This window comes from Gracilibacillus sp. JCM 18860, assembly GCF_055395245.1.
Window position 1 is genome coordinate 1601706 of sequence record NZ_AP043868.1, and the last position, 22517, is coordinate 1624222.

At 36.6% G+C, this 22517-nt stretch carries 24 protein-coding genes, 1 pseudogene and 1 riboswitch; of the genes and pseudogenes, 10 read left to right on the top strand and 15 right to left on the bottom strand.

Annotated elements, in window-relative coordinates:
- Window positions 1–96: 96 nt before the first annotated feature.
- The 3 genes from ACZ5R4_RS08265 to ACZ5R4_RS08275 are packed head-to-tail and all read right to left on the bottom strand — an operon-like array spanning window position 97 to window position 1908.
- Window positions 97–687: a TetR/AcrR family transcriptional regulator gene (locus tag ACZ5R4_RS08265; protein ID WP_054789036.1), complete on the bottom strand. Its 591-nt coding sequence runs from the start codon at window positions 685–687 to the stop codon at window positions 97–99.
- 13 nt (window positions 688–700) lie between these two features.
- The gene (locus ACZ5R4_RS08270; protein ID WP_109985647.1) at window positions 701–1480 is read right to left on the bottom strand and encodes a DNA alkylation repair protein; all 780 of its coding nucleotides are present in this window, start codon (window positions 1478–1480) and stop codon (window positions 701–703) included.
- A gap of 2 nt (window positions 1481–1482) precedes the next feature.
- On the bottom strand, window positions 1483–1908 hold the full coding sequence (locus ACZ5R4_RS08275; protein WP_054789035.1) for a VOC family protein: 426 nt from the start codon (window positions 1906–1908) through the stop codon (window positions 1483–1485).
- A gap of 73 nt (window positions 1909–1981) precedes the next feature.
- On the opposite strand from ACZ5R4_RS08275, the gene ACZ5R4_RS08280 reads away from it, so the two are divergent.
- Entirely contained in the window at window positions 1982–2137 is a 156-nt protein-coding gene (locus ACZ5R4_RS08280; protein ID WP_464368322.1) for a hypothetical protein, read from the top strand.
- Window positions 2138–2415: 278 nt separating this feature from the next.
- On the opposite strand, the gene ACZ5R4_RS08285 is transcribed toward ACZ5R4_RS08280, so the two are convergent.
- From ACZ5R4_RS08285 to ACZ5R4_RS08305, 5 genes are all read right to left on the bottom strand, one after another.
- The gene (locus ACZ5R4_RS08285) at window positions 2416–3159 is read right to left on the bottom strand and encodes an ABC transporter permease (protein ID WP_464368323.1); all 744 of its coding nucleotides are present in this window, start codon (window positions 3157–3159) and stop codon (window positions 2416–2418) included.
- Between the two features lie 11 nt (window positions 3160–3170).
- Entirely contained in the window at window positions 3171–4085 is a 915-nt protein-coding gene (locus ACZ5R4_RS08290; protein ID WP_054861680.1) for an ABC transporter ATP-binding protein, read from the bottom strand.
- A gap of 18 nt (window positions 4086–4103) precedes the next feature.
- A complete protein-coding gene (locus tag ACZ5R4_RS08295; RefSeq protein WP_464368324.1) occupies window positions 4104–4511 on the bottom strand; it encodes a DUF3021 domain-containing protein in 408 nt (135 codons plus the stop codon).
- Complete coding sequence (locus ACZ5R4_RS08300; RefSeq protein ID WP_464368325.1) at window positions 4501–4962, bottom strand: LytTR family DNA-binding domain-containing protein; 462 nt, start codon at window positions 4960–4962, stop codon at window positions 4501–4503. The genes ACZ5R4_RS08295 and ACZ5R4_RS08300 overlap by 11 nt, the downstream gene beginning before the upstream one ends.
- A gap of 331 nt (window positions 4963–5293) precedes the next feature.
- Window positions 5294–5779, bottom strand: coding sequence for a cupin domain-containing protein (locus tag ACZ5R4_RS08305; RefSeq protein ID WP_464368326.1), 486 nt, complete (start codon window positions 5777–5779; stop codon window positions 5294–5296).
- Window positions 5780–5980: 201 nt separating this feature from the next.
- Between ACZ5R4_RS08305 and ACZ5R4_RS08310 the strand changes: the two genes are divergently transcribed.
- Genes ACZ5R4_RS08310 through ACZ5R4_RS08320 form a run of 3 tightly spaced genes read left to right on the top strand, consistent with a single transcriptional unit; the run spans window position 5981 to window position 9732 of the window.
- Window positions 5981–7480, top strand: a complete 1500-nt coding sequence (locus tag ACZ5R4_RS08310) for a spore germination protein (protein ID WP_054861676.1) — start codon at window positions 5981–5983, stop codon at window positions 7478–7480.
- A gap of 7 nt (window positions 7481–7487) precedes the next feature.
- A complete protein-coding gene (locus ACZ5R4_RS08315; protein WP_464368327.1) occupies window positions 7488–8609 on the top strand; it encodes a GerAB/ArcD/ProY family transporter in 1122 nt (373 codons plus the stop codon).
- Entirely contained in the window at window positions 8584–9732 is a 1149-nt protein-coding gene (locus ACZ5R4_RS08320) for a Ger(x)C family spore germination protein (protein WP_464368328.1), read from the top strand. Before ACZ5R4_RS08315 ends, ACZ5R4_RS08320 begins: the two co-directional genes overlap by 26 nt.
- Window positions 9733–10037: 305 nt before the next feature.
- On the opposite strand, the gene ACZ5R4_RS08325 is transcribed toward ACZ5R4_RS08320, so the two are convergent.
- Complete coding sequence (locus ACZ5R4_RS08325; protein ID WP_464368329.1) at window positions 10038–11039, bottom strand: pectate lyase family protein; 1002 nt, start codon at window positions 11037–11039, stop codon at window positions 10038–10040.
- A 371-nt stretch (window positions 11040–11410) separates the two neighbouring features.
- Here ACZ5R4_RS08325 and ACZ5R4_RS08330 point away from each other — a divergent pair, with 371 nt between their 5' ends.
- The 4 genes and pseudogenes from ACZ5R4_RS08330 to ACZ5R4_RS08345 all read left to right on the top strand — a co-directional run bounded on the left by ACZ5R4_RS08330 (window position 11411) and on the right by ACZ5R4_RS08345 (window position 14452).
- Window positions 11411–12844 (top strand): amidase, encoded by a 1434-nt coding sequence (locus ACZ5R4_RS08330; protein ID WP_464368330.1) that lies wholly within the window; start codon window positions 11411–11413, stop codon window positions 12842–12844.
- Window positions 12845–13277: 433 nt separating this feature from the next.
- Window positions 13278–13661, top strand: coding sequence for a helix-turn-helix domain-containing protein (locus ACZ5R4_RS08335; protein WP_464368475.1), 384 nt, complete (start codon window positions 13278–13280; stop codon window positions 13659–13661).
- Window positions 13619–14251: pseudogene (locus ACZ5R4_RS08340) on the top strand (IS3 family transposase); the annotation flags it as partial. The gene ACZ5R4_RS08335 and the pseudogene ACZ5R4_RS08340, both read left to right, overlap by 43 nt.
- 12 nt (window positions 14252–14263) lie before the next feature.
- The gene (locus ACZ5R4_RS08345; RefSeq protein WP_464368331.1) at window positions 14264–14452 is read left to right on the top strand and encodes an IS3 family transposase; all 189 of its coding nucleotides are present in this window, start codon (window positions 14264–14266) and stop codon (window positions 14450–14452) included.
- Between the two features lie 79 nt (window positions 14453–14531).
- Here ACZ5R4_RS08345 and ACZ5R4_RS08350 read toward each other — a convergent pair whose 3' ends face one another.
- A complete protein-coding gene (locus ACZ5R4_RS08350) occupies window positions 14532–15134 on the bottom strand; it encodes a dihydrofolate reductase family protein (RefSeq protein ID WP_109983890.1) in 603 nt (200 codons plus the stop codon).
- Between the two features lie 129 nt (window positions 15135–15263).
- On the bottom strand, window positions 15264–15968 hold the full coding sequence (locus ACZ5R4_RS08355; protein ID WP_054861512.1) for a hypothetical protein: 705 nt from the start codon (window positions 15966–15968) through the stop codon (window positions 15264–15266).
- A 204-nt stretch (window positions 15969–16172) separates the two neighbouring features.
- Window positions 16173–16273: riboswitch (SAM riboswitch) on the top strand.
- 72 nt (window positions 16274–16345) lie between these two features.
- Here ACZ5R4_RS08355 and ACZ5R4_RS08360 point away from each other — a divergent pair.
- Entirely contained in the window at window positions 16346–17110 is a 765-nt protein-coding gene (locus ACZ5R4_RS08360) for an SDR family NAD(P)-dependent oxidoreductase (RefSeq protein ID WP_464368332.1), read from the top strand.
- On the top strand, window positions 17106–18431 hold the full coding sequence (locus ACZ5R4_RS08365) for a Na+/H+ antiporter NhaC family protein (protein ID WP_281269907.1): 1326 nt from the start codon (window positions 17106–17108) through the stop codon (window positions 18429–18431). Before ACZ5R4_RS08360 ends, ACZ5R4_RS08365 begins: the two co-directional genes overlap by 5 nt.
- A 43-nt stretch (window positions 18432–18474) precedes the next feature.
- Here the strand turns inward: ACZ5R4_RS08365 and abc-f are convergent, their stop codons facing one another.
- The 4 genes from abc-f to ACZ5R4_RS08385 all read right to left on the bottom strand — a co-directional run bounded on the left by abc-f (window position 18475) and on the right by ACZ5R4_RS08385 (window position 22416).
- Window positions 18475–20109 (bottom strand): ribosomal protection-like ABC-F family protein, encoded by a 1635-nt coding sequence (gene abc-f / locus ACZ5R4_RS08370; RefSeq protein ID WP_464368333.1) that lies wholly within the window; start codon window positions 20107–20109, stop codon window positions 18475–18477.
- A gap of 173 nt (window positions 20110–20282) precedes the next feature.
- The gene (locus tag ACZ5R4_RS08375; protein WP_281269905.1) at window positions 20283–20399 is read right to left on the bottom strand and encodes an RAxF-45 family protein; all 117 of its coding nucleotides are present in this window, start codon (window positions 20397–20399) and stop codon (window positions 20283–20285) included.
- A 141-nt stretch (window positions 20400–20540) separates the two neighbouring features.
- Window positions 20541–20699: a hypothetical protein gene (locus ACZ5R4_RS08380; RefSeq protein ID WP_181397454.1), complete on the bottom strand. Its 159-nt coding sequence runs from the start codon at window positions 20697–20699 to the stop codon at window positions 20541–20543.
- Between the two features lie 121 nt (window positions 20700–20820).
- On the bottom strand, window positions 20821–22416 hold the full coding sequence (locus ACZ5R4_RS08385) for a xylulokinase (protein ID WP_464368334.1): 1596 nt from the start codon (window positions 22414–22416) through the stop codon (window positions 20821–20823).
- Between the last annotated feature and the right edge of the window lie 101 nt (window positions 22417–22517).

The window sequence follows — 22517 nt, forward strand, 5'->3', positions numbered from 1 at the left end:
GTGAAACTTTTTATCTAGTAATAATATACTATAAAAAGGACGATTAGGGAAGTTTAATATTAGTTGTTTCTCTCTATGAAGGCCAAAATATTTATTTTATAGTTTTTCAAATCCTTTTATCATCAAAAATAAATTTTCCATTACTTCTTCTGTTCTACTCTCCACGCCTTCTTGATTTTCTGCAATCCATAATATGGCTTCATTCATTGCACCAGAGAGACAATGTGTCATGGCATCGATGGATACAGGCATTAACAATTGATGGTCTTTCATTTTTAACAATTGTTCCTTTAGCGATTTCATGGAATACTTTTCATCCATTAAGCGGAAGGTATCCCAGCCTAGCACGGCTGGCCCATCTATTAATAATATTCTTTGATTTTGGGATTTAACGGAAGAAGTGATAAACGCTCGACAGCCAAGCAAAAGCTGCTCCCACATATCAGAGCTTTTTGCCGCTTCTTCTTCCACCTTTTCTCCAACTTCTCGTTGAACAGCTTCAAATACGGCAAGAAACAGCCCGTGTTTATTTTTAAAATGGTGATATAATGCTCCACGTGTCAAACCTGCTTCTTTAACTATCTCTTCTAATGCTACGTTCGCGTAGCCCTTTTCAGTGAAGAGGCTTCTCGCAATCTTCAGCAATTCTTGAATCGTTAATTCTGTATCTTCTTTGGTTTTCCTCATAACAGCTCACACCTTACTTAATTCTTTCTTCTATTTCTAAAGCTTTCCCATTTCCTAACTTCCTTAATGATCTCAAACCATGTGTAAGGATTTGCGGATGAAAAGCTTTTTGTTCCATATGGTTCTCTATCCATAATAGCACATCGTCAGCAGATTCTTTTGTTAAGTCATTGAGATGGTTGGCGACAGATTTTCTTACATATCGAGAAGAATCATTCATCAATGGTTCTAAAAGTTGAAGATTTTGCTCTACTTCTCCTTTTATCCAACCGATTCGTTTTGCCCATGGAAGTCGTGGCCGCGTTCCTTCACTTACTAACCTTCTAACATGTGGATTGGTATCAACGGACCATAATTTTAAATAGGCAATAGATTTTTCTGTGTTTTTTGCTAAAAATGGACGAATGGCATATTCCGATGTATGGCGTTTAGTGATTTCATGTAATGCATTCATAGATAGGTCAAAATGGTCTAGCCCATATTTCTCAACAAAAAAGGCAACCGGCATCAGAAAATAACCTTCCTTAAACATCCCCTCTTCCTTTTCATTTTCTGGACCAAGACACTGTAATAAAATCGATAAGCTATCTTCATAATTTTCCGGTAAAAATTCCCTAAGTGCATCTGTAATGACTTCGACACGTTGTTTTAACTCCTTATTCTCTACTAAAGATGATACCGTCTTAATAAAAGCAGTCGCTTCAAAGTTGGTATCGTGAGGCTCGATCAACTTTGCTAATCGAATCGCTAATTCCGTTCCAAAATAATATTTTAATGATACGTATTCCCCCACCTCTATTCCTCCCATACTTCTTCTTTATATTGTTCCAAAAAGGATGAATCTGGAGGAATAATTTTAATCACGTCTATCAACACACCATTCGGATCTCTTGTCATGAAATGACGTTGTCCAAATGCTTCATCACGAAGATCTAGTTGTAAAGGCAGCTTTTCTTGTACAATTAATTTTTCATACAATGAATCAACATCCTCCACCTCGAAGTTTAAAATTAAGCCTTGGGCTGTTTGGCGAAATGGGTTTGGAACAGTTTGGTGAGCTTGATTTAAAACGGCAAGCTCATAATCATTTGTCTCATGCTTTAAACTAACATACCAATCAGCATCAAATGTGACATGAAAAGCGAAATACTTAGTATAAAAATCCTTTGTACTATTAACCTCATTTGTCATGATAACTGGATAAAAACTATTTAGTTTCAATATAATCCCACCTTCTTCTTATTTTATTCCACTTTAACATACATACCGAATGTTTGTAAACAAAAATATGTGAATGGGGGACGTAAGGGATGTTTCTTCTCAAATGGTTTTTATTCTGGCTATAAACGTCATTTCACAACAGCTCTCCTTTCATTTTGGCTTTTATCCTGACTATAAACGTTATTACACAACAGCTCTCCTTTCATTTTGGCTTTTATTCTGGCTATAAACGTCATTTCACAACGGCTTTCCTTTCATTTTGGCTTTTATTCCGGCTATAAACGTCATTTCACAACGGCTTTCCTTTCATTTTGGCTTTTATTCCGGCTATAAACGTCATTTCACAACGGCTTTCCTTTCATTTTGGCTTTTATTCCGGCTATAAACGTCATTTCGTGCAGCTTTTCCTTTCAAAATGGACTTTATTTTAGCGAGTAATCTTCATTTCTACAATAAACAAAAAAACCGCCTATAAAAGCGGTTTAAATAAAGATACAAACTCGGGCGTTAGCTTTTAGACTGTCGTAAGAAGCGTGGGTAAGAAACGAATGCAATGATTGCACCAATGAGCCCAAAAGATAGCAAAATCAGAATAGAAAGCCAAATATCCATTATTGTACCACCTTCTAATAGGATATTCTTATAGCCATCTAATGCCCAGAATTGAGGAAGAAATTTTGCAGTTGCTTGTATAAATGCTGGCATCATGTCAAGTGGCATCCATAATCCACCTAGCATCGCACCACCTAATGCAATAATTTGCGTTAAGGCGATTCCCATGTTTTCTGTTTTTACTAGGACTGCCATTGCCATACCCCAGCTAGTCGAAAGAAAAGCAAGGACAAATGATAAGACAATAAGGGAAAGCGGATCTCCTAAAGGTAAATCGTATACCAACACCCCAAAGGTAAATAGTACAATAATCTGAATGATCACAATAAGCATAAAGGGTATCCATTTTCCGATAAAATATCGATTAATGGGTAAAGGAGTACTGGCAATTCGAGCAACCATTCCTCCATCCCGTTCTTTTACAAAAGCAATGACAATGGAAATTATGATAAAGAAGGAAAACATTACTGTATATCCAGGGACAATCTGTGTTACTAATGCCTGTGTGTCCATCTCTTCCCCACCGGAAAAAATAGCGATAAAACCGACAATAAATACAATTGGTAGAATAAAAGTCCAAAACCAAAGCCCTTTATCTTGAGCATTCTTTTTTAATTCTGTTAATGTTATTGCCCACATACGATCAACTCCTAACCATTGTCTCTTAAACGGAGACCCGTTAATTGAAAGAAAATATCCTCTAATCTAGTTTGGCTTAATTCTAGCCTCTCTGGAGTAATACCATTTTCACGAAAATGCTCAATCATTATTCCCATTGTCGATAAAGGGTCAGCACAATTTATAAAAAAACCGGCATCTGTTTGCATAACATCTCCATATGCTGTCAATTCTTCTGTCACCATGCCATCTTTTGCAACAAAAATGGCAGCATTTCGGTGTTTATCAAGCACCTGCTTCATCGTTCCGTGTTCTACCAATTTCCCTTTATCAATAAAGCCAACACTGTCACATATTTGCTCAACCTCCTCCATGTAATGGCTCGAATAAATAATCGTACTTCCGAGTTCTTTTAGTTCAGAAATCAATGAAAAAATAGAATGTCGTGATTGTGGATCAATTCCGACGGTTGGTTCGTCTAATACGATGACGGAAGGCTCATGAAGAATCGCACAGCCGATATTTAAACGGCGCTTCATTCCTCCAGAAAACTTGGAAATTTTGTCATGTGCTCTTTCGCTTAAACCAATTTGTTCTAAGACAACTCGTATTCGATTACGTAAATGTTCACCCGATAAACCATAAAGTCTACCAAAGTAGGTTAAATTATCATTAGCTGTTAGTGTTTCTTCTAGACAGATATCCTGCGGAACGTAACCGATGCATCTTTTTACCGCTAACTGATCTTTTTTCACAGATTGATTAAAAACTTGGATATCGCCATCAAAACGATCAATGACACCTACCAGTATTTTCATAAAAGTAGATTTACCCGCACCATTAGGCCCGACTAAGCCAAAGCAACTCCTTTCATTAATAGAGAAGTCTAAATCATTCAGTGCTTTTATCGAACCATATCTCTTACTAATACCCTGAACATTAATCATGTACCTACCTCCTGTGCATCATCTTTTTTCAATACTTTCATTCATTGATTTTTCAAGTTTTTTGTAATAGGTATATATGCCAATCCACATCATAAAATACGTCAATAGAAATATGCCTAATCCTATTATTAGCGACCAAAGAGTAAAAGGAACCCAACCAGCATATATAGATACAATAGATATGACTGTTAAGGATAGTACAAAATGGATGATGGTTTGTTGCAACAAACTCCCACGCTCAGATTCAAATATGAGTGATGCTAAGCTAAAATAAACACCCATAAGCATACTAGAAAGAAAGTGCCTCCATATCTCGATTACAGTAGATTCAATGGAGAAAATAACAAGAATCGTTAACGCTACGAATGTCACTAATGCCCCTATCGCAATACCTATTAAACTTCTTCTTAATACTTCAATGATCACGTGATTCTCCCCCTTCCACAATTTGTGCTTTTAATTCCTGTACATATTTTCTACTGACATATTCCTTACTTCCAGATTTAAAAAAGACACACAAATTGCCGTTAAAGGATAATTCAAATCGATCGATCTGATTAATGTTACCTACAACAGACTTGGAGAATCGAATAAATCCAGAGACATGAAGGAGTTTTTCTACTTCATATAATTTCATCTTCAGTTCCATACACTCCCCACCTATCATGGCAAACACCTTGCGATTTCTAGCAAACACATAATCAATTTCTTCAGGGTTTAATAGAATCGATCGATCTTCTTGAACGGATACAATTCTTTTAGGTTGTTTGTTTTGCAATAAGTTAACTAGCTCTTCGACTTCCTTCGTCCATTCCTTAGCATGAATGGTAACCGATGACTCTTCATGCTTGGCATCAATATCTATTCGTATCTTCATCTTTTCCCTCCTTTTTTATTATGCAACGTTCTTTCTTTCATTTGGCAAAATGTCACATCAGTTGCGGAAATAGTGGAATAACAGGTAGGAAACATAACATAAGATGGTCCCAGCATTTGCTAAACTTATTATAACTTGTCCAGTGCATTCCTTCTTCTATAAAAAGAACTTCCATATTAGAAAATCTCGCATTCGCTCGCCCTTTAACGGATACGTTAGAGTTTGTTATACTTTGACTTCAAAATTTCCGTTTCGTCGTATTATTCTTTCCTAACGTATAAAAAAAGCGGCTGTAACTTTTTACAGACGCTTTTCCCTTCCACTTCGGCCATTATCCTTCTGCTATTGCATCCGCTTTTCTACGATGCACCGTACCAAAAGGATGCTCAGGTGGTGCATATATTGAATAAAGTTTGATTGGAGAATTTCCTGTATTGATCAAATTATGCCATTTACCTGCTGGTACCATAATAGCACTATTCTTGGCTACCTGTTGTCGAAAAGTTAATTGATTTGGATGATCTCCCATCAATACAATTCCTTGCCCTGATTCAATACGTAAAAACTGATCAGTACTTGGATGTCTTTCTAATCCGATATCCTCCCCAACTCCTATGGACATTAACGTAACTTGTAAATGCTTCCCAGTCCATAATGCTGTACGAAATGTATTATTTACTAATGAAGCTTGCTCGATATTCACGACAAATGGATTCATGCCATGGTCTGAAAACATCTGATGATGGCCTTGCCATTGGATAGGATTATGCCCCCAATAGTGAGAGTGCTGTTGATTTGTCCAATAATGCATCGTCATTTCATCCTCTCCTTTATTTTACTTTATTATCCTATTCATCAGCCTATAAGAAGGTAAGTCTTACTTTAGGAAATAGGCATATATACATTAGATCCTTCCTTCTTTTATTAATTAACTATCAAAATAAGTCGATTTGTTATATTTCTTGTAGTTCATGGAGAGAATGTTTTAATAAAAACTCTAATAATTTGGGTGATCTATATGCGGAAGGGTAGAAATAAATCTAGTAAGCTTTTCCCAATAAATGTCGATAAGTTAAAAACATTGATGGAGAGTAAATTTGAGAATAACCCAGATTTATCCTTTACCATTTTTGAGAAGTCTGAAGCGAGGATTGCTGTCTTTTACATCTCCTATTTAGTGGAACCAGAGATGGTCGAGCAATTTATGTTAAAGCCTTTATTAGATGGTAAATCAAAATGGACAAATCAATCGATTCTAAATGAAATACCTTTAAGAAGTGGGAGCAAGATTGAAAAACTCGAAGAAATACTAGATAAAATACTAATTGGAGAAGTATATATCTATGTAGAAAATGAAGACGCGGCGTTATCTTATTTATTAGATAAAAAAGAAAAACGAGATTTAACACAAGCAGAAACAGAATCCCTAGTTTTAGGACCAAAAGTTGCTTTTACTGAGTCGATGATTACTAATTTGAATATTGTTCGTTGGAGTATTCGTTCCACAGACCTTGTCTTAGAAAAAATAATGATAGGTGAGCGTTTCCCTCGCGAAGCACGTTTAGTTTACGTCAAGTCTCTCGCCGATGAAACAGATATTAATACAATGCGTCAGCGATTAAAGGAACTAGAAGTGGACCAAATTGAAGACAGTTCTGTATTAATGCAATATATTGAGGACTCTTCGCTAACTATTTTCCCACAATTTTATTTAACAGAGCTACCCGATCGATTTGTCTATGCTATAGATAAAGGTAGGATTGGCTTATTAGTGGAGAATAGTCCGACAGCAACTATTGCGCCTTCGTCTTTTTTTAGTTTTTTTGAATCTACAGAGGATCTTTACATGCGTTGGCATGCAGGTACCTTTTTAAGATCTGTTCGTTTCATTGCGATTTTTTTATCCATCTTTCTGACACCTTTATATGTAGCTGCCACTACATTTCATTATGAGATTATTCCAATAAAGGAGCTATTAACTATCGGGAATTCTAGAGCAATCGTACCGTTTCCACCGATTATTGAGGTGTTAATTCTAGAGTTTTTCATCGAATTACTGCGAGAAGCTGGAGCAAGGCTGCCAACAAAGATTGGGCAGACCATCGGTATTGTAGGAGGTATTGTCATCGGAACTGCTGCTGTTCAGGCAGGGATAACAAGTAATTTCTTAATCATTCTTGTCGCAATTAGTGCACTAGCTTCCTTCACCATCCCTAATTACTTAATGAGTACAGCCATACGAATCATTCGTTTTCCTATGATTATATTAGGCGGATTATTAGGCTTAATCGGTATAATGTTCGGGACTTGTTTTTTGCTCATCCATTTATTAAAAATCAAATCTTTAGGAAGACCATATTTAACACCTATTTATCCCTTTAGATGGGAAGATCTCAATAAAGCATTGTTCCGGTTACCTATTGCCTATCAGAGTAAAAGATTTTATTCCTACCAGCCAAAAGATATAAAACGATACAAGAAAAACAAAGCGAAGACAAAGAAAGACATAGATGAGTAGGTGAATTATGGACATTAATGTGAAAGTAAAATCGCATTTACGCATTCAAGCATTTTATTTATTTTTCCTTATAAGCTTTATTCAAATAGGTGTAGGAATAATGGGGGTTCCTAGGTTTATTTTTAAAGAGTCACAACAAGATGCTTGGATTTCGGTTATACTTGCTTCTTGTTTTATTGTAATGGTCATATCTGCCATGCTATTTATCCTTAAGCAGTATGAAAATGCCGATATTTTAGGAATTCAAACCGATCTATTCGGGAAATGGTTAGGAAAATTGCTCGGGACTATTTACATTATCCATTTTATCCTAGCGTTTTTATCAGTGATAATAACCTATATCGAAGTATTAAAGATTTTTATCGCTCCAAACTTAAACAATTTCGTGGTCGCTTTACTATTATTAAGTTTAGTTGTTTACAGTGTTCGAGGAGGACTTCAAGCGATTGTTGGCGTTTTTTTTCTCTTCTTTTTTCTCTCGATTTGGCTACTTGGATTGCTTGTAGAGCCGATAAGGTTCATGCATTTTAACCACTTTCAACCAATGTTTCAAGCATCATTTACGGAATTATGGAAAGGGGCAAAGGCCACCTCTTATACCTTTATGGGATTTGAAATCCTGTTCTTTGTTTATCCATTTATTCAAAACAAACAGAAGGTCCGTTTCCCAACTTATCTAGCAATTATATGGTCATCAATGATCGTCTTGATATTGACTGTTATATCCATTGGGTATTTTAGCCGTGACCAATTGTTAAAACTAGAATGGACAGTTCTAGACATGTTCAAAATACAAAATCTTACCTTTATTGAACGATTTGATTACATCGTCATAGCTGAATGGATGATGGTTGTCGTACCAAATATGATCTTATTGATGTGGGCGATAACCTATGGAATAAAAAGACTGTATCAGGTTAAACAAAAAACAACCTTATATATTTTAGCAATCGTCATATTGATTGCTAGTACCTTTATCGATGATTATTTTCTTATCCGAAAAATCATTGATAGTGTAGCAGAATTTGGTTTTTGGATTGTTTATGTTTATCCTCTCTTACTTCTTCCAATGGTACTTATAAAAAAAAGATGGAAACGAAAGAGTGGTGGTCGAGATTTATCGCATTAAGTATGTATTTGTATTAATTTCATTCGTCTTTTTAGTTGCCTGCATGCAGACCAAAATTATAGAGCAACATGCCATTATCAATACATATGGTATCGATATTAGCGAAGAATCAGAAAATCTTATAGAAACCGTTATTCTCTCTTATATTTTTGATGAACAAGCAGAAAACGTAACAACGATAAATTATGGTAAAGGAAAAACCATTAAAGAAGCGAATCAAAACGCAGAAAAAAAATCATCCTTTACCTTTTTACCTGGCCAAATTCGTTTAGTTCTATATGGAAAAGAAACGGCAGAGGCAGGGTTTAAAAACTATTTGAATGTCTTAATTCGAGATGCGCGTCTTTCCGATATGATGTATTTAGCGGTGAGTGAAACGACCGCAAAGGACATACTTTTACTAGGACAAGAAAATGCCGATATTGATATGGGTCAATATATGGAAAAATTAATTGAAAAGGAAATTAAGGGGGATAGTATACCGAATGTTTCCCTTCATGAACTTACCCATACATATGAAGACCCTGGCAAGGATCCCATCATGCCTTTAATCTCCTTAACGGATAATAAAATTGCAATAACTGGTATGGCACTATTTCAAAATGACGAATACGTGGGGAAAATATCAATGGAGGATGCCTTTTTAGTGAATTTATTTCAAAATAAAGTACACGATAGGCAGATACATCTCTCCATCTCTCGTGAACCTTTTTTAAAATATTTAAGTGCCCCTCAAGCAAATCGGGATCAGCTCCATCTTAGTTTCTTAATAATAGATGGAGAAAGTAAGACAAGGTTAACCGACATTAAGGAATTGTCTTACCAAACAGATGTAAATCTTAAAGTCATTTTAAACGAAACATCAGAAACCTTTAAGGACGAGAATGAACAGTTTGCCAACTTATTAGAAAAAGAAGTAGAAGAAGAAGTAAAAAGGCAGTACAAAAAGCTTTTAGCTACTTTACAAAATGCTAACTCTGATCCACTTGGACTTGGTAGCATATATCGGGCACATAAAAAAAACGGGAAATTAACTGCAAAGGAATGGCACCAAAAATTTCCAGAAACCACAATTAATTTTAATGTGGATGTAAAACTAATTAATACTGGGATAAAGCAATAAACTCTTAAACCGTGCACAACGTCAAAACATATATGCTCTCTTTATTTTATCAAGAGGCTGGGACGAAAGAGTAAGTAAAGAAAGGAAAATCCGAACGTTAATAGTTCTGCACGGATACCGCTCCGTCAAAATACTCCGCTTTCCGTGGGCACGGCTTCAGCTAACTTTGCAAAGAAAACCGCTTTACAAAGTGGATCTTCAGCTCGTGCTGTTCCCACAGGAGTCTCCGTATTTTGACTACGCTAAAGCAGAATAATGTTCGGATTATACCGCTTGCTGATTAGTTATGTCCCAGCCCCTTATCATTAAGGCTGAACTACCCCTACACCTGCATACTGCGTTACCATTGCTTTCACATCCTCTACAGGGGTTAGATTGTAATTATAGGAAACAGTATAATTAGTTGTTGATGTGGTTGGTTGACTACCAGTGCTATTAATATATAGATTATTGGAGACATTCCAGTATCCCGGTTCATCACTATACCAGTAACCTAAAGGATCCTTAGAATCCTCAAAGACATTGTTTTCTACCAGTAGCTCAGCGCCCATGCGAGCATTGATTCCTGTATCAATAATCCCTTCGAAATAATTATTATATAAGTGACCTTCTCCATAACGGAAAGAAGGAACACGTGAATTTAGATCTTGAAAGTGATTGTGGTGAAAGGTAATATTTCGATCACCATCATCGCTATCGGAAGAGCCCATTAACATTGCTTTCCAGCTGTCGTGCACATAATTCCAAGAAAATGTAATATTATGGGCATCTCTTTTAACATCAAATAAACCATCATAATAATCTTTATCTACATTTAAGTCACCATACAGTTCATTATGATCTACCCATATATTATTAGAAGGACCCTCAATACTGATGGCATCCTTATCACCAGCTCTAACTTCATGGATCGTGAGGTTTCGAATGATCACATTATCTGCTCGCCATACTTTGATTCCTATTCCATCCAACTCTCCATTTGTACCAACACCTAAAATGGAAACATCAGAGACATCTTTAATATTGATCTTACTATCTGATGTATTGTTTGGTGTAATCGTACCATCAACATAAATCGTTAGTGGGGTATTATCATCCTTATTCTTTAGTGCCTGGATAATGTCATCTCCAGTTTGGGCTGTTATCGTATCTCCACCTTCTCCACCAGTGGTTCCACCATCAAAGGTAGCAAAGCCCGTCATACTAAAATCCGGTGTAGTTGCAGAAACAGATTGAAATGATAAACCGACAAGAAGAGTGAAAATTAGACTAGTTACAAACAATTTAACAAAATTTTTTCTCTTCATTTTCTCACGTCCTTTTCATTTTTTGTTCTATATATTCCGTCTCTAAACTTCAGCCCTCCTTTCTTTAAAGATAGTTTCATCATATCATGTATACGCTTACAGTAAATGATCATTATTTCAGATAAATGTTATTTATGTAATAATTAACCATCAGAAGTGAGTGGTGTTTATTTTTTAGTACAAAATGACCATCATTGTTGATGAATTCAGCAAAATACGACAAGGATATACCGCAATTTTTGCAGATACCTTTTTTTGGCTATTTTAGTCTATAGCTAACATAATGATTATTACTTCTAGGGTTATATCGTAGGTTCATTTTTTCTGTTATGCTATTCTAAATGAATTACTAAAAACAAGGAGGTCTACAATTGAAACAATTTGATGATTTACTTGGATTAGATGCATTAGGTCAAAAACAGCTACTTGATAATAAAGAACTTACTCCCCTTGAACTTACCGACTTTTATATTAATCAAATAGAAAAATATAACCCGATACTAAATGCAGTGGTTCTCGAAATGTTTGAAAGTGGTCGAGAACAAGCAAAGAAAATGCAAGCTACTAATGGAAAAGTTGCGGGACTTCCATTTCTGATAAAAGATTTAAATGCCATTAAAGGGGCTAGGCATACAAGTGGTTCTGTTATGCTCCAAGATGTCATCGCACCTGAAAATGATGAGATTGTTAACCGATTTGAACAAGCTGGCCTCATCTTCCTCGGAAAAACCAATACACCTGAATTTGGCTTTCTTCCTACCACTGAGCCCGAGCTTTTCGGCCCAACGAGAAACCCTTGGGATCTCGAACGCTCTCCAGGTGGCTCAAGTGGGGGATCTGCAGCAGCCGTAGCCGCTGGCTTAATACCCTTTGCTCATGCTAACGATGGTGGAGGATCGATTCGAATTCCAGCATCTGCTTGCGGATTGTTCGGTTTTAAGCCAAGCCGAGGGCGTTTGCCATATAGCCCTTATGTGAATCATTTCTCCATTAATCATGCAGTTACAAGGTCTGTTAGGGATAGTGCTGCATTGTTAGATATCTTAAATGGAGTTGGAAAACATACAATATATCCAAGCTTCAAGACATATACGAATTTTTTAGAGAACGTAACGAAAAAAACAAATAAACTAAAGATTGCTGTTCGCTATCAGCCTAATTCCCATGTTTCATTTGACAATGATACAAGAAAGAATATGGAAGAAACAGTAGAGTTAATGAAGGATTTGGGACATGAAGTCGTGGACAAAATGCCAACATTTGATTTAGATTCACTCGCACATCACTTTATTAATATTTGGCTTGGAAGTGGCTCTACCATTATAAAACATTCTGGACTAATGATAGGCCAAGAGGTGAATCGTGATAATGTAGAAAAGCTTACTTATGAGATTTTGGAATTCGGTAAAAATTTATCAGCCCTAGAATATGAGGAGTCACGTGTTTATATTCAAAGCGAAGCACAAAAAATATTAGAATTCCTTGAAGAAATAGATGTATGGATGACTCCAACCTTGAATCAGTTACCAAAAAAAATCGGAGAAAACAAAGAGACTAAGCAAACGGCCTATCAACAAATGTTAAATAATATGCTAGATTACAATCCACTAATGCCAATTGCTAATGCTACGGGACAGCCTGCAATGAGTGTTCCAACCTATTGGACTGAAGATGGATTACCGGTTGGGACCCACTTCTTTGCTAGACTCGGTGAAGATGACCTGTTACTTCAGCTAGCTGCCCAAATCGAAGAAAGACAGCCTTGGTTTCATCATTATAAAAGGATTAGAAAAAGTCTCTTGTAAATTGATATGCTCCCCCTAAAGTAGACACTTAAAAAAGTAAAACTACTTTAGGGGGATTTTTATGCGTTTAAATAGTAAGCATACAGCTGAAGAGTTGGAATGGTATATTCAAATGTATCTGAAAGATGGAATGAGTATTAAAGAATTACGTGAAACATTTGGTTTATTATTAAGTGAATCGGCCTTTCGTCAAAAGGTGCTGAGATACCAAAATCATGGTCTAAAAGGAATTCAAACGACATCAAGAAATAATCATTACAGTGAAGAGTTTAAACAGTCCGTTATTAACGAGTACCTCGTAGAATGTATACCCTTTAAACAATTAGCTCGGAAATATAATATTCCAAATCCTGATACTGTAAGAAGTTGGATCATCAAGTATACTAGAGGGGAAAAGAATCGGAGTTATTCTCCCAAACCCGAGGTGTATACGATGAAGAGTCGAAAAACGACACAAGAAGAGAGAATTGAAATCGTCAAAGATTGTTTAAATACTGGTTTATTGTATAAGGAAACAGCTAAAAAATATCAAGTTTCTTATAATAATGTTTATTCATGGGTTCAAAAGTACAAAGAGCATGGCCCTGACGGGCTGGTAGATGGACGAGGTCGCGGAAAGCCAGACAAGATCCAAACAGATGAAGAAAAGTTACGAACGGAAATTGAGGCATTAAAAGCACGAAATGAGTACCTTGAAACAGAGAATACTGCGTTAAAAAAGTTAGAAGAAGAGGAAAGAGAGTTGATGTTACGCAAACGCGGCATGAGGCCGAATACCAAACCATTAAAAAACTCGAAAAAAAGGGATTCAAAATAACCATACTTTGTGAAGCATTAGGTGTGAGTCGCTCGGGTTATTATAAGTGGTTCCATCGGAAACCAACAAAAACAGAGAAGCGCTTAAGACACTTGAGCGCTTGCATTCAAAAGATATATGACGAACATAAAGGGATTTATGGTTATCGTCGAATCACGATCTATCTCAACCACTTCCTTAACGCTCAAGTGAATCATAAATGTGTGTACCGCTTGATGCGCTTAGTAGGCTTAAAAGCCGTTATCCGTCGGAAACGTTACAACTATAGACCACATAAACCGCAACACGTGGCTGAAAATGTCCTAAATAGAGAATTTCAAGCAGAGTATAACGCGATGGAGGTCTTATTAACAGATGTCACTGAATTTAAGTACGGAGTTCATTCGAAAGCTTATTTAAGTGCCGTCTTAGATTATGGTGAAAATAAAATTGTAGCCTATAAATTATCCCGACATAATAACAATGCCTTAGTACGAGATACGATTACTCAGATTAAAGATACCATTATACCAGCGAAAACATTATTTCATAGTGATCGCGGCTTTCAATATACGTCCCATGGATTTAAACGTTTTGTGGAAGAACACTAGATTACCCAAAGCATGTCGCGTGTTGGTAAATGCATTGATAACGGTCCGATGGAAAACTTTTGGGGGATCATCAAGGAAGAGATGTATCGACTAACCACTTATAACACATTTGAGGAATTAGAAAAAGATATTGAGGCTTATATTGAATTTTATAATACAAAGCGCGTGACGTTGAAGATGGGGTTAAGAATTCCAGCATAAAAAAGCCATGCATGGAAACCATACATGGCACAAAATATTTTGTTTATTTACCTGTCTACTTGACAGGGGGCAGTTCAAATTAATACAAGAGACTGTATTTTAGATGAGTCACATTATCAGCAGCAATCGTTTCTATATTTTTAAGCTTTACTTTGCTATTTTGCTCAAATAAGCGAATTCCTCCACCAAGCAGAACTGGCGATACATGTAGTAGCATTTCATCCAATAGACCTTCTTGAATACATTGCTGTGCAATATGTGCGGTCCCGATACTAATATTTTTATCCTGCGCTGCTTTCTTCGCTTGCTCAACTGCACTTTTTATCCCATCTGTAACGAAGGTGAACGTTGTATTCTCTTCTATATAACTATCTGGTTTTTGATGTGTTACAACAAAGATAGGAATACCTTGAATTGGATGACTTCCACCCCATCCTTTTACAATATCGAAGGTTCTCCTCCCAACTATCATCGCGCCTGTATTAGCTACCGTATTGTCGAAAACTTTTTTATTTGTACTAGAAAGCTTGAAAAAATCGTTATAACTGCTTGATTCATTACCATCAAATAACCAATTTTGAATAAACTCTCCACCATCACCTAATGGCTGGATCTGACTATCATTTTGACCACTAATATAACCATCCAGAGACATCGAGATATCTAAAACAACTTTGCCCATTATCCTCCACCTTTCAAACAAAACTTTATCTTTAGCTTAACATATATTCCGAGGAGAAATTTCTTGTATCTTGCTAATAGTGACAGAGTTAGCTAAACAATAAAAAAGCAAGAGGTGTACTCCTGCTTTTTAAAATGCTGAAAAATCAATTCCATTCAATAAATGTGTAGCAACAATTAAGACTAATAGGTAGCCCGCAATTGTCCAGTACAAATCAAATTTCGGTTTTCTCATATGTACAAGGTAAAGATAAATATGAATTACCCCATATAGCATTAAGGCAAAAACATATGTAACGACAAACAAATCTACCATTAAAAATCCGAAAAATAAAATCACTAAACAAAAAACTAATGTAAAAGGAATATTCACAATCGCATATTTCGTTAACAATTCTTTATGATCCATTTTACGATCTCCGAAATACATTAAAAGTAAGTAAAGAGAAAAATAGCCGATTGCAAAGGTAATCATCCAAGATAAGATGCTCGTTATGATAAACATTACGCCCACATCTGCAAATAAGCTGAGCATTCCCTCAAATCCAAATTTATAGAAAAGAAAATAACAAATACCTATCAATAATGATAATGATAATAAAATTAGTGCACTCGTTTCCATACGGATTGTTCGAGTAGAGCTCACGATAGCATGTGGTCTTAAAATCGCATCCTTCAGAATACCCTTTGTCTCTTTTACACTTTCTCCAAAATCAAAATTTATGGAGGAATTGTTCTCTTTTTTCTCCTCATTTGAAACAAATCGTTCCTTTTCTGTTTCCTGTTCCTCTGCTACTTCCGTTTGTTGTAAATCTTCGGTGTTATGCTTCTCCATTCCATCACCTCTTAAAATAATATATTATATCACTCTTATAACCTACCATTAAATTGTCATTCATTCAATATTTTTCCCATCATTTAGTAGCAGAGAGAATGATTAACGAAAGAATGGCAAATTTTACAGGTGTAATTCCTAGTGAAACACTTGACTATAACTTGTTTCTAGTTGTAAACTAAAGAGCATTAACTTTCCTATATGTTCTTATCTAGAGAGGGGGAGGGACTGGCCCTATGAATCCTCGGCAACAACTCTTAAGAGTAATGTGCCAATTCCAGTAGCAAATAGCTAACAGATAAGAAGAGACATTCATCTTACTTCACCCTCTTCTTACTTTTGAAGAGGGTTTTTTATTATAGAAAAGAGGTTATTCTATGCTCAAAGTTGATTTATCTGGAAAGGTCGCCATCGTTACAGGTGGAGCAAACGGTATTGGAAAGTCTATTGTTCAGGCTCTTTTATCATCTAACGCAAAGGTTGCCGCTATTGATATTCAAGAAACCAAGCAGACAGATGATGAAAATTTATTCTATTTCCAGGCAGATGTCTCTAACAAAAATGATGTCCATAATATGATAAAACAGGTTATTCATCATTTTGGAAAAATAGATATCCTAGTGAACAATGCTGGCATTTCGACAATGGATTACTTTACGAAGATAAAAGAAGAAGATTGGGATAAAACAATGGATATAAATGCTAAAGGTGTGCAATTATGTAGCCAAGTCGTTGCGAATAAACTGAAGGATCAAGGCTTTGGAGGTAAAATTATCAATATTGCTTCACAGGCTGGAAAAAACGGCTATCGCCTAATGGGGAGCTATGTTGCCTCTAAGCATGCAGTCATTGGGCTTACTAAAGTGATGGCTCTCGAGCTTGCGCAAGACCAAATTAATGTAAATGCCGTCTGTCCTGGTATTATTGAAACGGACATGAAACGTAAAGAACGAGTGATTGGTGGTAATTTGAGGGGTTTGAATGAAGAAGCAATTAGAGAAGAGGACTTTTCACAGGTGCCACTTGGAAGAACAGGAACTCCTGAAGATGTCGCATATGTGGTGGTCTTTTTAGCCTCAAAATATTCGAATTACATGACAGGACAAGCAATTAACATAACTGGTGGCATGACCATGCATTAACCTATATAAACAGGAGGAATACAACATGACTCAACAGACTAAAGGGAAGGCCTCGGCATTATTCCCCTTACTCATATTTATATTGTTATTTATCGGCACAGGAGTGTTGACAAAGGATTTTTCTAATATGCCACTGAATGTGGCGGTCATTATTGCGGCAGCTGTTGCCATTTTCATGAATCGCAAAGTAAAACTAGCTAAAAAAATTGAAATCTTCACAAAGGGGGCTGGGCATGAAAATATTATGCTAATGTGCATCATTTTTGTGCTTGCAGGTGCCTTTTCGGAAGTAGCAAAAGGTATGGGCGCAGTTGATGCGACCGTGAACCTTGGGCTTTCCCTCCTACCTGCAAACCTTTTAATGGTAGGATTATTTTTAATTGGTTGTTTTATCTCCATTACAATGGGGACATCGATGGGAACTGTCGTCGCACTTACTCCTATTGGAATTGGTATTGCTGATCAAACGGATATTCCTATGGCATTAGCAATGGCTACTGTGATTGGTGGGGCTATGTTTGGTGATAATCTATCGATGATTTCGGATACTACGATCGCTTCCGCACGAACCCAAAACACTTCGATGAGCGATAAGTTTAAAACAAACTTTTTTATCGTTCTTCCCGGCGCATTGATTACTGCACTTATATTATGGTTCATTACTTCAGGAAGTCATATCAATCAATTGGAGGACTATTCTTATAATCTTGTGAAAGTTATACCTTATCTTGCTGTATTAATCGTAGCCATCTTAGGAGTGAATGTGGTAATTGTGTTAATCGGTGGGATTATCCTTGCTGGTGCGATTGGTATCATAGATGGTTCCTACACTGGTACAACTCTGCTCCAGGCTGCATCACAAGGCGTATTGAATATGGAGGATATTGCAATTGTAGCATTGTTTATCGGAGGAATAATCGGAATTATTCAATACAATGGAGGGATAGATTATTTACTTCATGTAGTTTCTAACAAGATCAAATCGAAAAAAGGGGCTGAATTTGGTATCGCTGGGCTTGTTAGTGTAGCAGATATTAGTACTGCCAATAACACGATTTCCATTATAATGACGGGGCCGTTAGCAAAAGATATTGCAAGCAAGTATAATGTTGACCCAAGAAAATCGGCAAGTATTCTTGATATCTTCGCCGCTTGTTGGCAAGGGATCGTACCATATGGTGGCCAAATGCTGGCAGTGGCAGGACTTGCTTCGATATCACCTATAAGTATTATGCCTTATTCCTTTTATCCAGTATTGCTTGGAATTTGTGGAATTACTGCCATTTTGTTTGGATTCCCTCGTAGAAAAGTTAAACAGTAAATTTAGCCGCATGAAGTCTTTACTCATGCGGCATTTATTTTTGCTAAGTTCTTTTCTCACTCATTTTTTGCTTAGCCCAGTCATAGTTTCCTTCCCATACATGTACACGCCCATCTTCGATCCAGAAAATCCTATCAAATAATTTATTTAGAAAGTAACGATCATGGGATATTGCAAGAATGGTGCCTTCGTATTGTTCAAGCGTTTCCTCTAATACTTCCAATGAATCTATATCTAAATGGTTCGTAGGCTCATCTAAGATCAATAAATTGGTATCCTGATACATAAGCTGGGCCAATCTCAACCTCATTTTTTCTCCACCACTTAGCTGGGAAACCTTTTTAAATACACTGTAGCCGTAGAATAGAAATTTTGCTAATATCTGTCTTGCCTCCGCTTCTGTTACTTTCACTTCGTCACGAAAGACATCGATTGCCGTTCTGTCTACCACTTTAGAAAAAGTATGCTGTGACAGGTAGCCAATCTTCACATTACTCCCGATCTTTACCTCTCCTTTGTCTGCTTTAAGATGTCCTAAGATTAACTTTAATAACGTAGTTTTTCCTGTTCCATTATTTCCGACGATTGCGGTTCTTTGTTGATACTGAACATGGAGATTGACATCTTGAAAAAGCTGGTTATCAAAAAATGCTTTCGAAACTGCCTTCAGCTGTATCACATCCTTACCACTTCTACTTCCTGCATCGATTTTCAAGTTCATTTTCTTCCGATTTAACACAGGGCGATCCAATTTTTCCATTCTTTCTAATGCTTTTTCCATATTTCTAGCTCTTTTATGGAGACCTTCATTTGGAGGTTTTGCCCTATTCGCCCATTCTCTTAGTCTTTTTATCGTTTCTTTCATTTTCTTCCTTTTCTTTTGCTGTTCTTCATATGCATGAAATTCACGAAGTAAACGAGCTTCTTTTTCCGTTACATAATCAGAATAATTGGTGTCAAAGTTATCTAGGTCGCCATTCTCGACATGGACAATTCTATTCACCGTTTCATCTAAAAAATACCGATCATGGGATACAATCACCACGGTTCCAGTGAAATTCTTTATATAATTTCCAAGCCATTCTATCGCTGAAACATCTAAATGATTAGTAGGTTCATCCAATAACAATAAATCTGATTCTTTTAATAATATATAGGCCAACCCAGCCTTTGTTTTCTCGCCACCACTAAGTGCCCCTACCGTCTGATCTAATATTCCCTCAATATTTAACCCTTTTGCCACTTTATCGATTTCACTATCGATGGCGTACCCTCCTTTGGATAAATATTGGTCTTGAAATACTCCATATTGCTCGACAAGCTTCTGTAAATCTTTCTCATCCATTTCTTGACTCATACTTTTTTCTAAGTTCCCTATCTTCTTTTCTAATTCAATCAATTCAGAAAAAGCTGTCCGTAAAGCTTCCCTTACAGATATATCTGGTTGAAACATAGAAAATTGAGCAAGGTAGCCAATTCGTGATCCTTTTTTCCAATGGATTTGTCCTTGGTTTGGTAGTTCCTCGCCTGCCAGTAATTTTAGAAGGGTTGATTTTCCACTACCGTTCGGCCCAACCAGCCCTACTCTTTCCTTTTCATTTAATTCCAATGATATATTTTCAAAAATCATATGACCGCCATACATCTTCGTCACTTGATTGATACTACATGCAATCACGATGTCTATCCTCCTGTTCCTATTTTCCCAACAAAAAAAGCCATAGGACATCCCATGGCTTTTTAAAAGCATTGACGACGCATTAATTTAAAAGAGAGCACGAAAAAGACCACTCCCTAGCGTCATCTATATATAATGTGGGTAAGAGATGTTTTCACTGTTTTTGTTACTATTTAGTTGTTAAAAAAGGACATACGTATCCCGTTAACAACTAAAACAGCAAATTTTGCACGGCAAAAATATAGGAATTCAGTCCAAAATCCGTGCACAAAAACAGTATCATTCAACACCTCTATCCACCTCCGCTTCGACTTAAGTTGCTACTATTTTAATATGAATAGCTTATTATTTCAAGCCTTTCTTATTTTGGTTATGAAAAGGTTGGCCAGATGAAAAAGGAGTCTATCCATCCCCTGAATAGACTCCTAATTTTATCTTTGATGGATAATTTGCTTGAGTTCCGCTTGTTCTTTTCGCAGCTCTTTTACTTCCTGCTCCAATAAACCAATCTTATCCGTTAGTGGTTGAAGAGCTTCCTCAAGCATTGATTTCAAACGTAATGCTTTATCATTATTCGGTGATTCCGTCATAGTTGAATCCTCCTCAAGTGTAGACTTTGTGCGTTTCCTTTATCTTTATTTTACCATACAATAAAGGTACTCCCCCACACTTGAAATAAATTCAATTATTTTTCACAATTGGATTTATTCATTAAAGGTTCTCTACTGCTACTCTTTCTATTGTAAGACCTTTCTTGTATCGTTCCATAAATTGTTCAAATCCTTTAACATCTTTTGGATTAGGGGACAGTGTTTTCACTACCTGACCTGCAAATACCTTGTCATTTAGAAATTCTTCTAGGGATTGATTATCTTCTTTATTGAGCATATAAGAACCAAGTAAGGCAATTCCCCATGCACCACCTTCTCCGGCCGTTTCCATCACGGAAACTGGAACATTAAGTGCAGCCGCTAGCACACTTTGGCCAACACCCTCTGTTTTAAACAAGCCACCATGGCCAAGAATTTCATCTAGTTTTACGCCTTCTTCCTTAAGAAGAATATCCATTCCTATCTTCATTGCACCAAAGGCTGTAAATAATTGAACACGCATGAAATTAGCAAGATTGAAATTACTATCAGAAGAACGAGCAAACAACGGGCGTCCCTCTTCAAAATGGGTCATATGCTCTCCTGATAGATAGCCATAAGATAGAAGTCCGCCACCATCGGCATCACCTTGGAGAGCTTGATTAAATAAAGCACCGTATAATTGATTTTTATCTAATTTGTTCCCCATAACGCCTGAGAATTCTTCGAATAGACTAACCCATGCATTCAAGTCTGAGGAACAGTTATTAGAATGAGCCATCGCCACCAAATTACCTGTAGGTGTAGTAACGAGATCAATTTCAGGGTGTACTCTAGATAATTCCTTCTCTAAAACAACCATAGCAAATGCAGAGGTACCGGCCGACACGTTTCCAGTGCGTTTGGCTATACTATTCGTAGCAACCATACCTGTTCCAGCATCCCCTTCAGGAGGACATAGAGGAATTCCTGCTTCTAATTCACCACTTATATCGAGTAGCTTTGCTCCCTCATCAGTCAGTACACCCGCATTTTCCCCAGCAACTAATACCCTAGGTAAAAGCTCCTCAAGCTTCCAAGGTAGATTTCTAGATTCAATTAAGCTATTAAATTGTTGTATCATTTCTTGATTATAATTTTTCGCCTCTAAATCAATAGGAAAAACACCAGACGCTTCACCAATACCAAGTACTTTCTGACCTGTTAGCTTCCAATGAACATAACCCGCTAACGTTGTTTGAAAATGTATATCTGATAGGTGATCTTCTTGATTCAAAATGGCTTGATAAAGATGAGCAATACTCCATCTTTGTGGAATATTATAGTTAAAAAGTTCTGTTAATGCTGTGGAAGCCTCTTCGGTTATATTATTTCGCCAAGTGCGGAAAGGTACAAGAAGTTCTCCATCCCTACCGAACACCATGTAGCCGTGCATCATCGCACTAAAGCCAATAGCTCCAATCTTTTTTAGAGAAATTCCGTATTGCTGCTTTACACTTCGTGCCATCTTTTGATAGCTATCTTGTATCCCCTTCCAAATCTCTTCAACACTGTATGTCCACATATTGTCTATATAACTATTTTCCCAATCATGGCTCCCGGAAGCAATTGTCTCATTATCCTTTCCGATAAGAACTGCTTTAATTCTAGTAGACCCAAGCTCGATTCCAAGCACCGTCTTGCCTGATTGAATAGCATTTTTCACTTCTTGACTCATACTGTTTCCCCCAATAGATAAGTTTATTAGTAGATGACCAAAACAAAGATTCTCTTATTATTCGAAAACTCGTCTGTACAACTAATGCAATACTATTAAAT

What these genes read in the sequence shown, in the direction of transcription:
- ACZ5R4_RS08265 (WP_054789036.1), bottom strand. Translation starts at nt 687, where the DNA reads ATGAGGAAAACCAAAGAAGATACAGAATTAACGATTCAAGAATTGCTG.
- ACZ5R4_RS08325 (WP_464368329.1), bottom strand. Translation starts at nt 11,039, where the DNA reads ATGAAGAGAAAAAATTTTGTTAAATTGTTTGTAACTAGTCTAATTTTC.
- ACZ5R4_RS08280 (WP_464368322.1), top strand. Translation starts at nt 1,982, where the DNA reads ATGGGGGACGTAAGGGATGTTTCTTCTCAAATGGTTTTTATTCTGGCT.
- ACZ5R4_RS08315 (WP_464368327.1), top strand. Translation starts at nt 7,488, where the DNA reads ATGGACATTAATGTGAAAGTAAAATCGCATTTACGCATTCAAGCATTT.
- ACZ5R4_RS08360 (WP_464368332.1), top strand. Translation starts at nt 16,346, where the DNA reads ATGCTCAAAGTTGATTTATCTGGAAAGGTCGCCATCGTTACAGGTGGA.
- ACZ5R4_RS08300 (WP_464368325.1), bottom strand. Translation starts at nt 4,962, where the DNA reads ATGAAGATACGAATAGATATTGATGCCAAGCATGAAGAGTCATCGGTT.
- ACZ5R4_RS08335 (WP_464368475.1), top strand. Translation starts at nt 13,278, where the DNA reads ATGAAGAGTCGAAAAACGACACAAGAAGAGAGAATTGAAATCGTCAAA.
- ACZ5R4_RS08285 (WP_464368323.1), bottom strand. Translation starts at nt 3,159, where the DNA reads ATGTGGGCAATAACATTAACAGAATTAAAAAAGAATGCTCAAGATAAA.
- ACZ5R4_RS08290 (WP_054861680.1), bottom strand. Translation starts at nt 4,085, where the DNA reads ATGATTAATGTTCAGGGTATTAGTAAGAGATATGGTTCGATAAAAGCA.
- ACZ5R4_RS08385 (WP_464368334.1), bottom strand. Translation starts at nt 22,416, where the DNA reads ATGAGTCAAGAAGTGAAAAATGCTATTCAATCAGGCAAGACGGTGCTT.
- ACZ5R4_RS08380 (WP_181397454.1), bottom strand. Translation starts at nt 20,699, where the DNA reads ATGACGGAATCACCGAATAATGATAAAGCATTACGTTTGAAATCAATG.
- ACZ5R4_RS08345 (WP_464368331.1), top strand. Translation starts at nt 14,264, where the DNA reads ATGTCGCGTGTTGGTAAATGCATTGATAACGGTCCGATGGAAAACTTT.
- ACZ5R4_RS08355 (WP_054861512.1), bottom strand. Translation starts at nt 15,968, where the DNA reads ATGGAGAAGCATAACACCGAAGATTTACAACAAACGGAAGTAGCAGAG.
- ACZ5R4_RS08305 (WP_464368326.1), bottom strand. Translation starts at nt 5,779, where the DNA reads ATGACGATGCATTATTGGACAAATCAACAGCACTCTCACTATTGGGGG.
- ACZ5R4_RS08310 (WP_054861676.1), top strand. Translation starts at nt 5,981, where the DNA reads ATGCGGAAGGGTAGAAATAAATCTAGTAAGCTTTTCCCAATAAATGTC.
- ACZ5R4_RS08350 (WP_109983890.1), bottom strand. Translation starts at nt 15,134, where the DNA reads ATGGGCAAAGTTGTTTTAGATATCTCGATGTCTCTGGATGGTTATATT.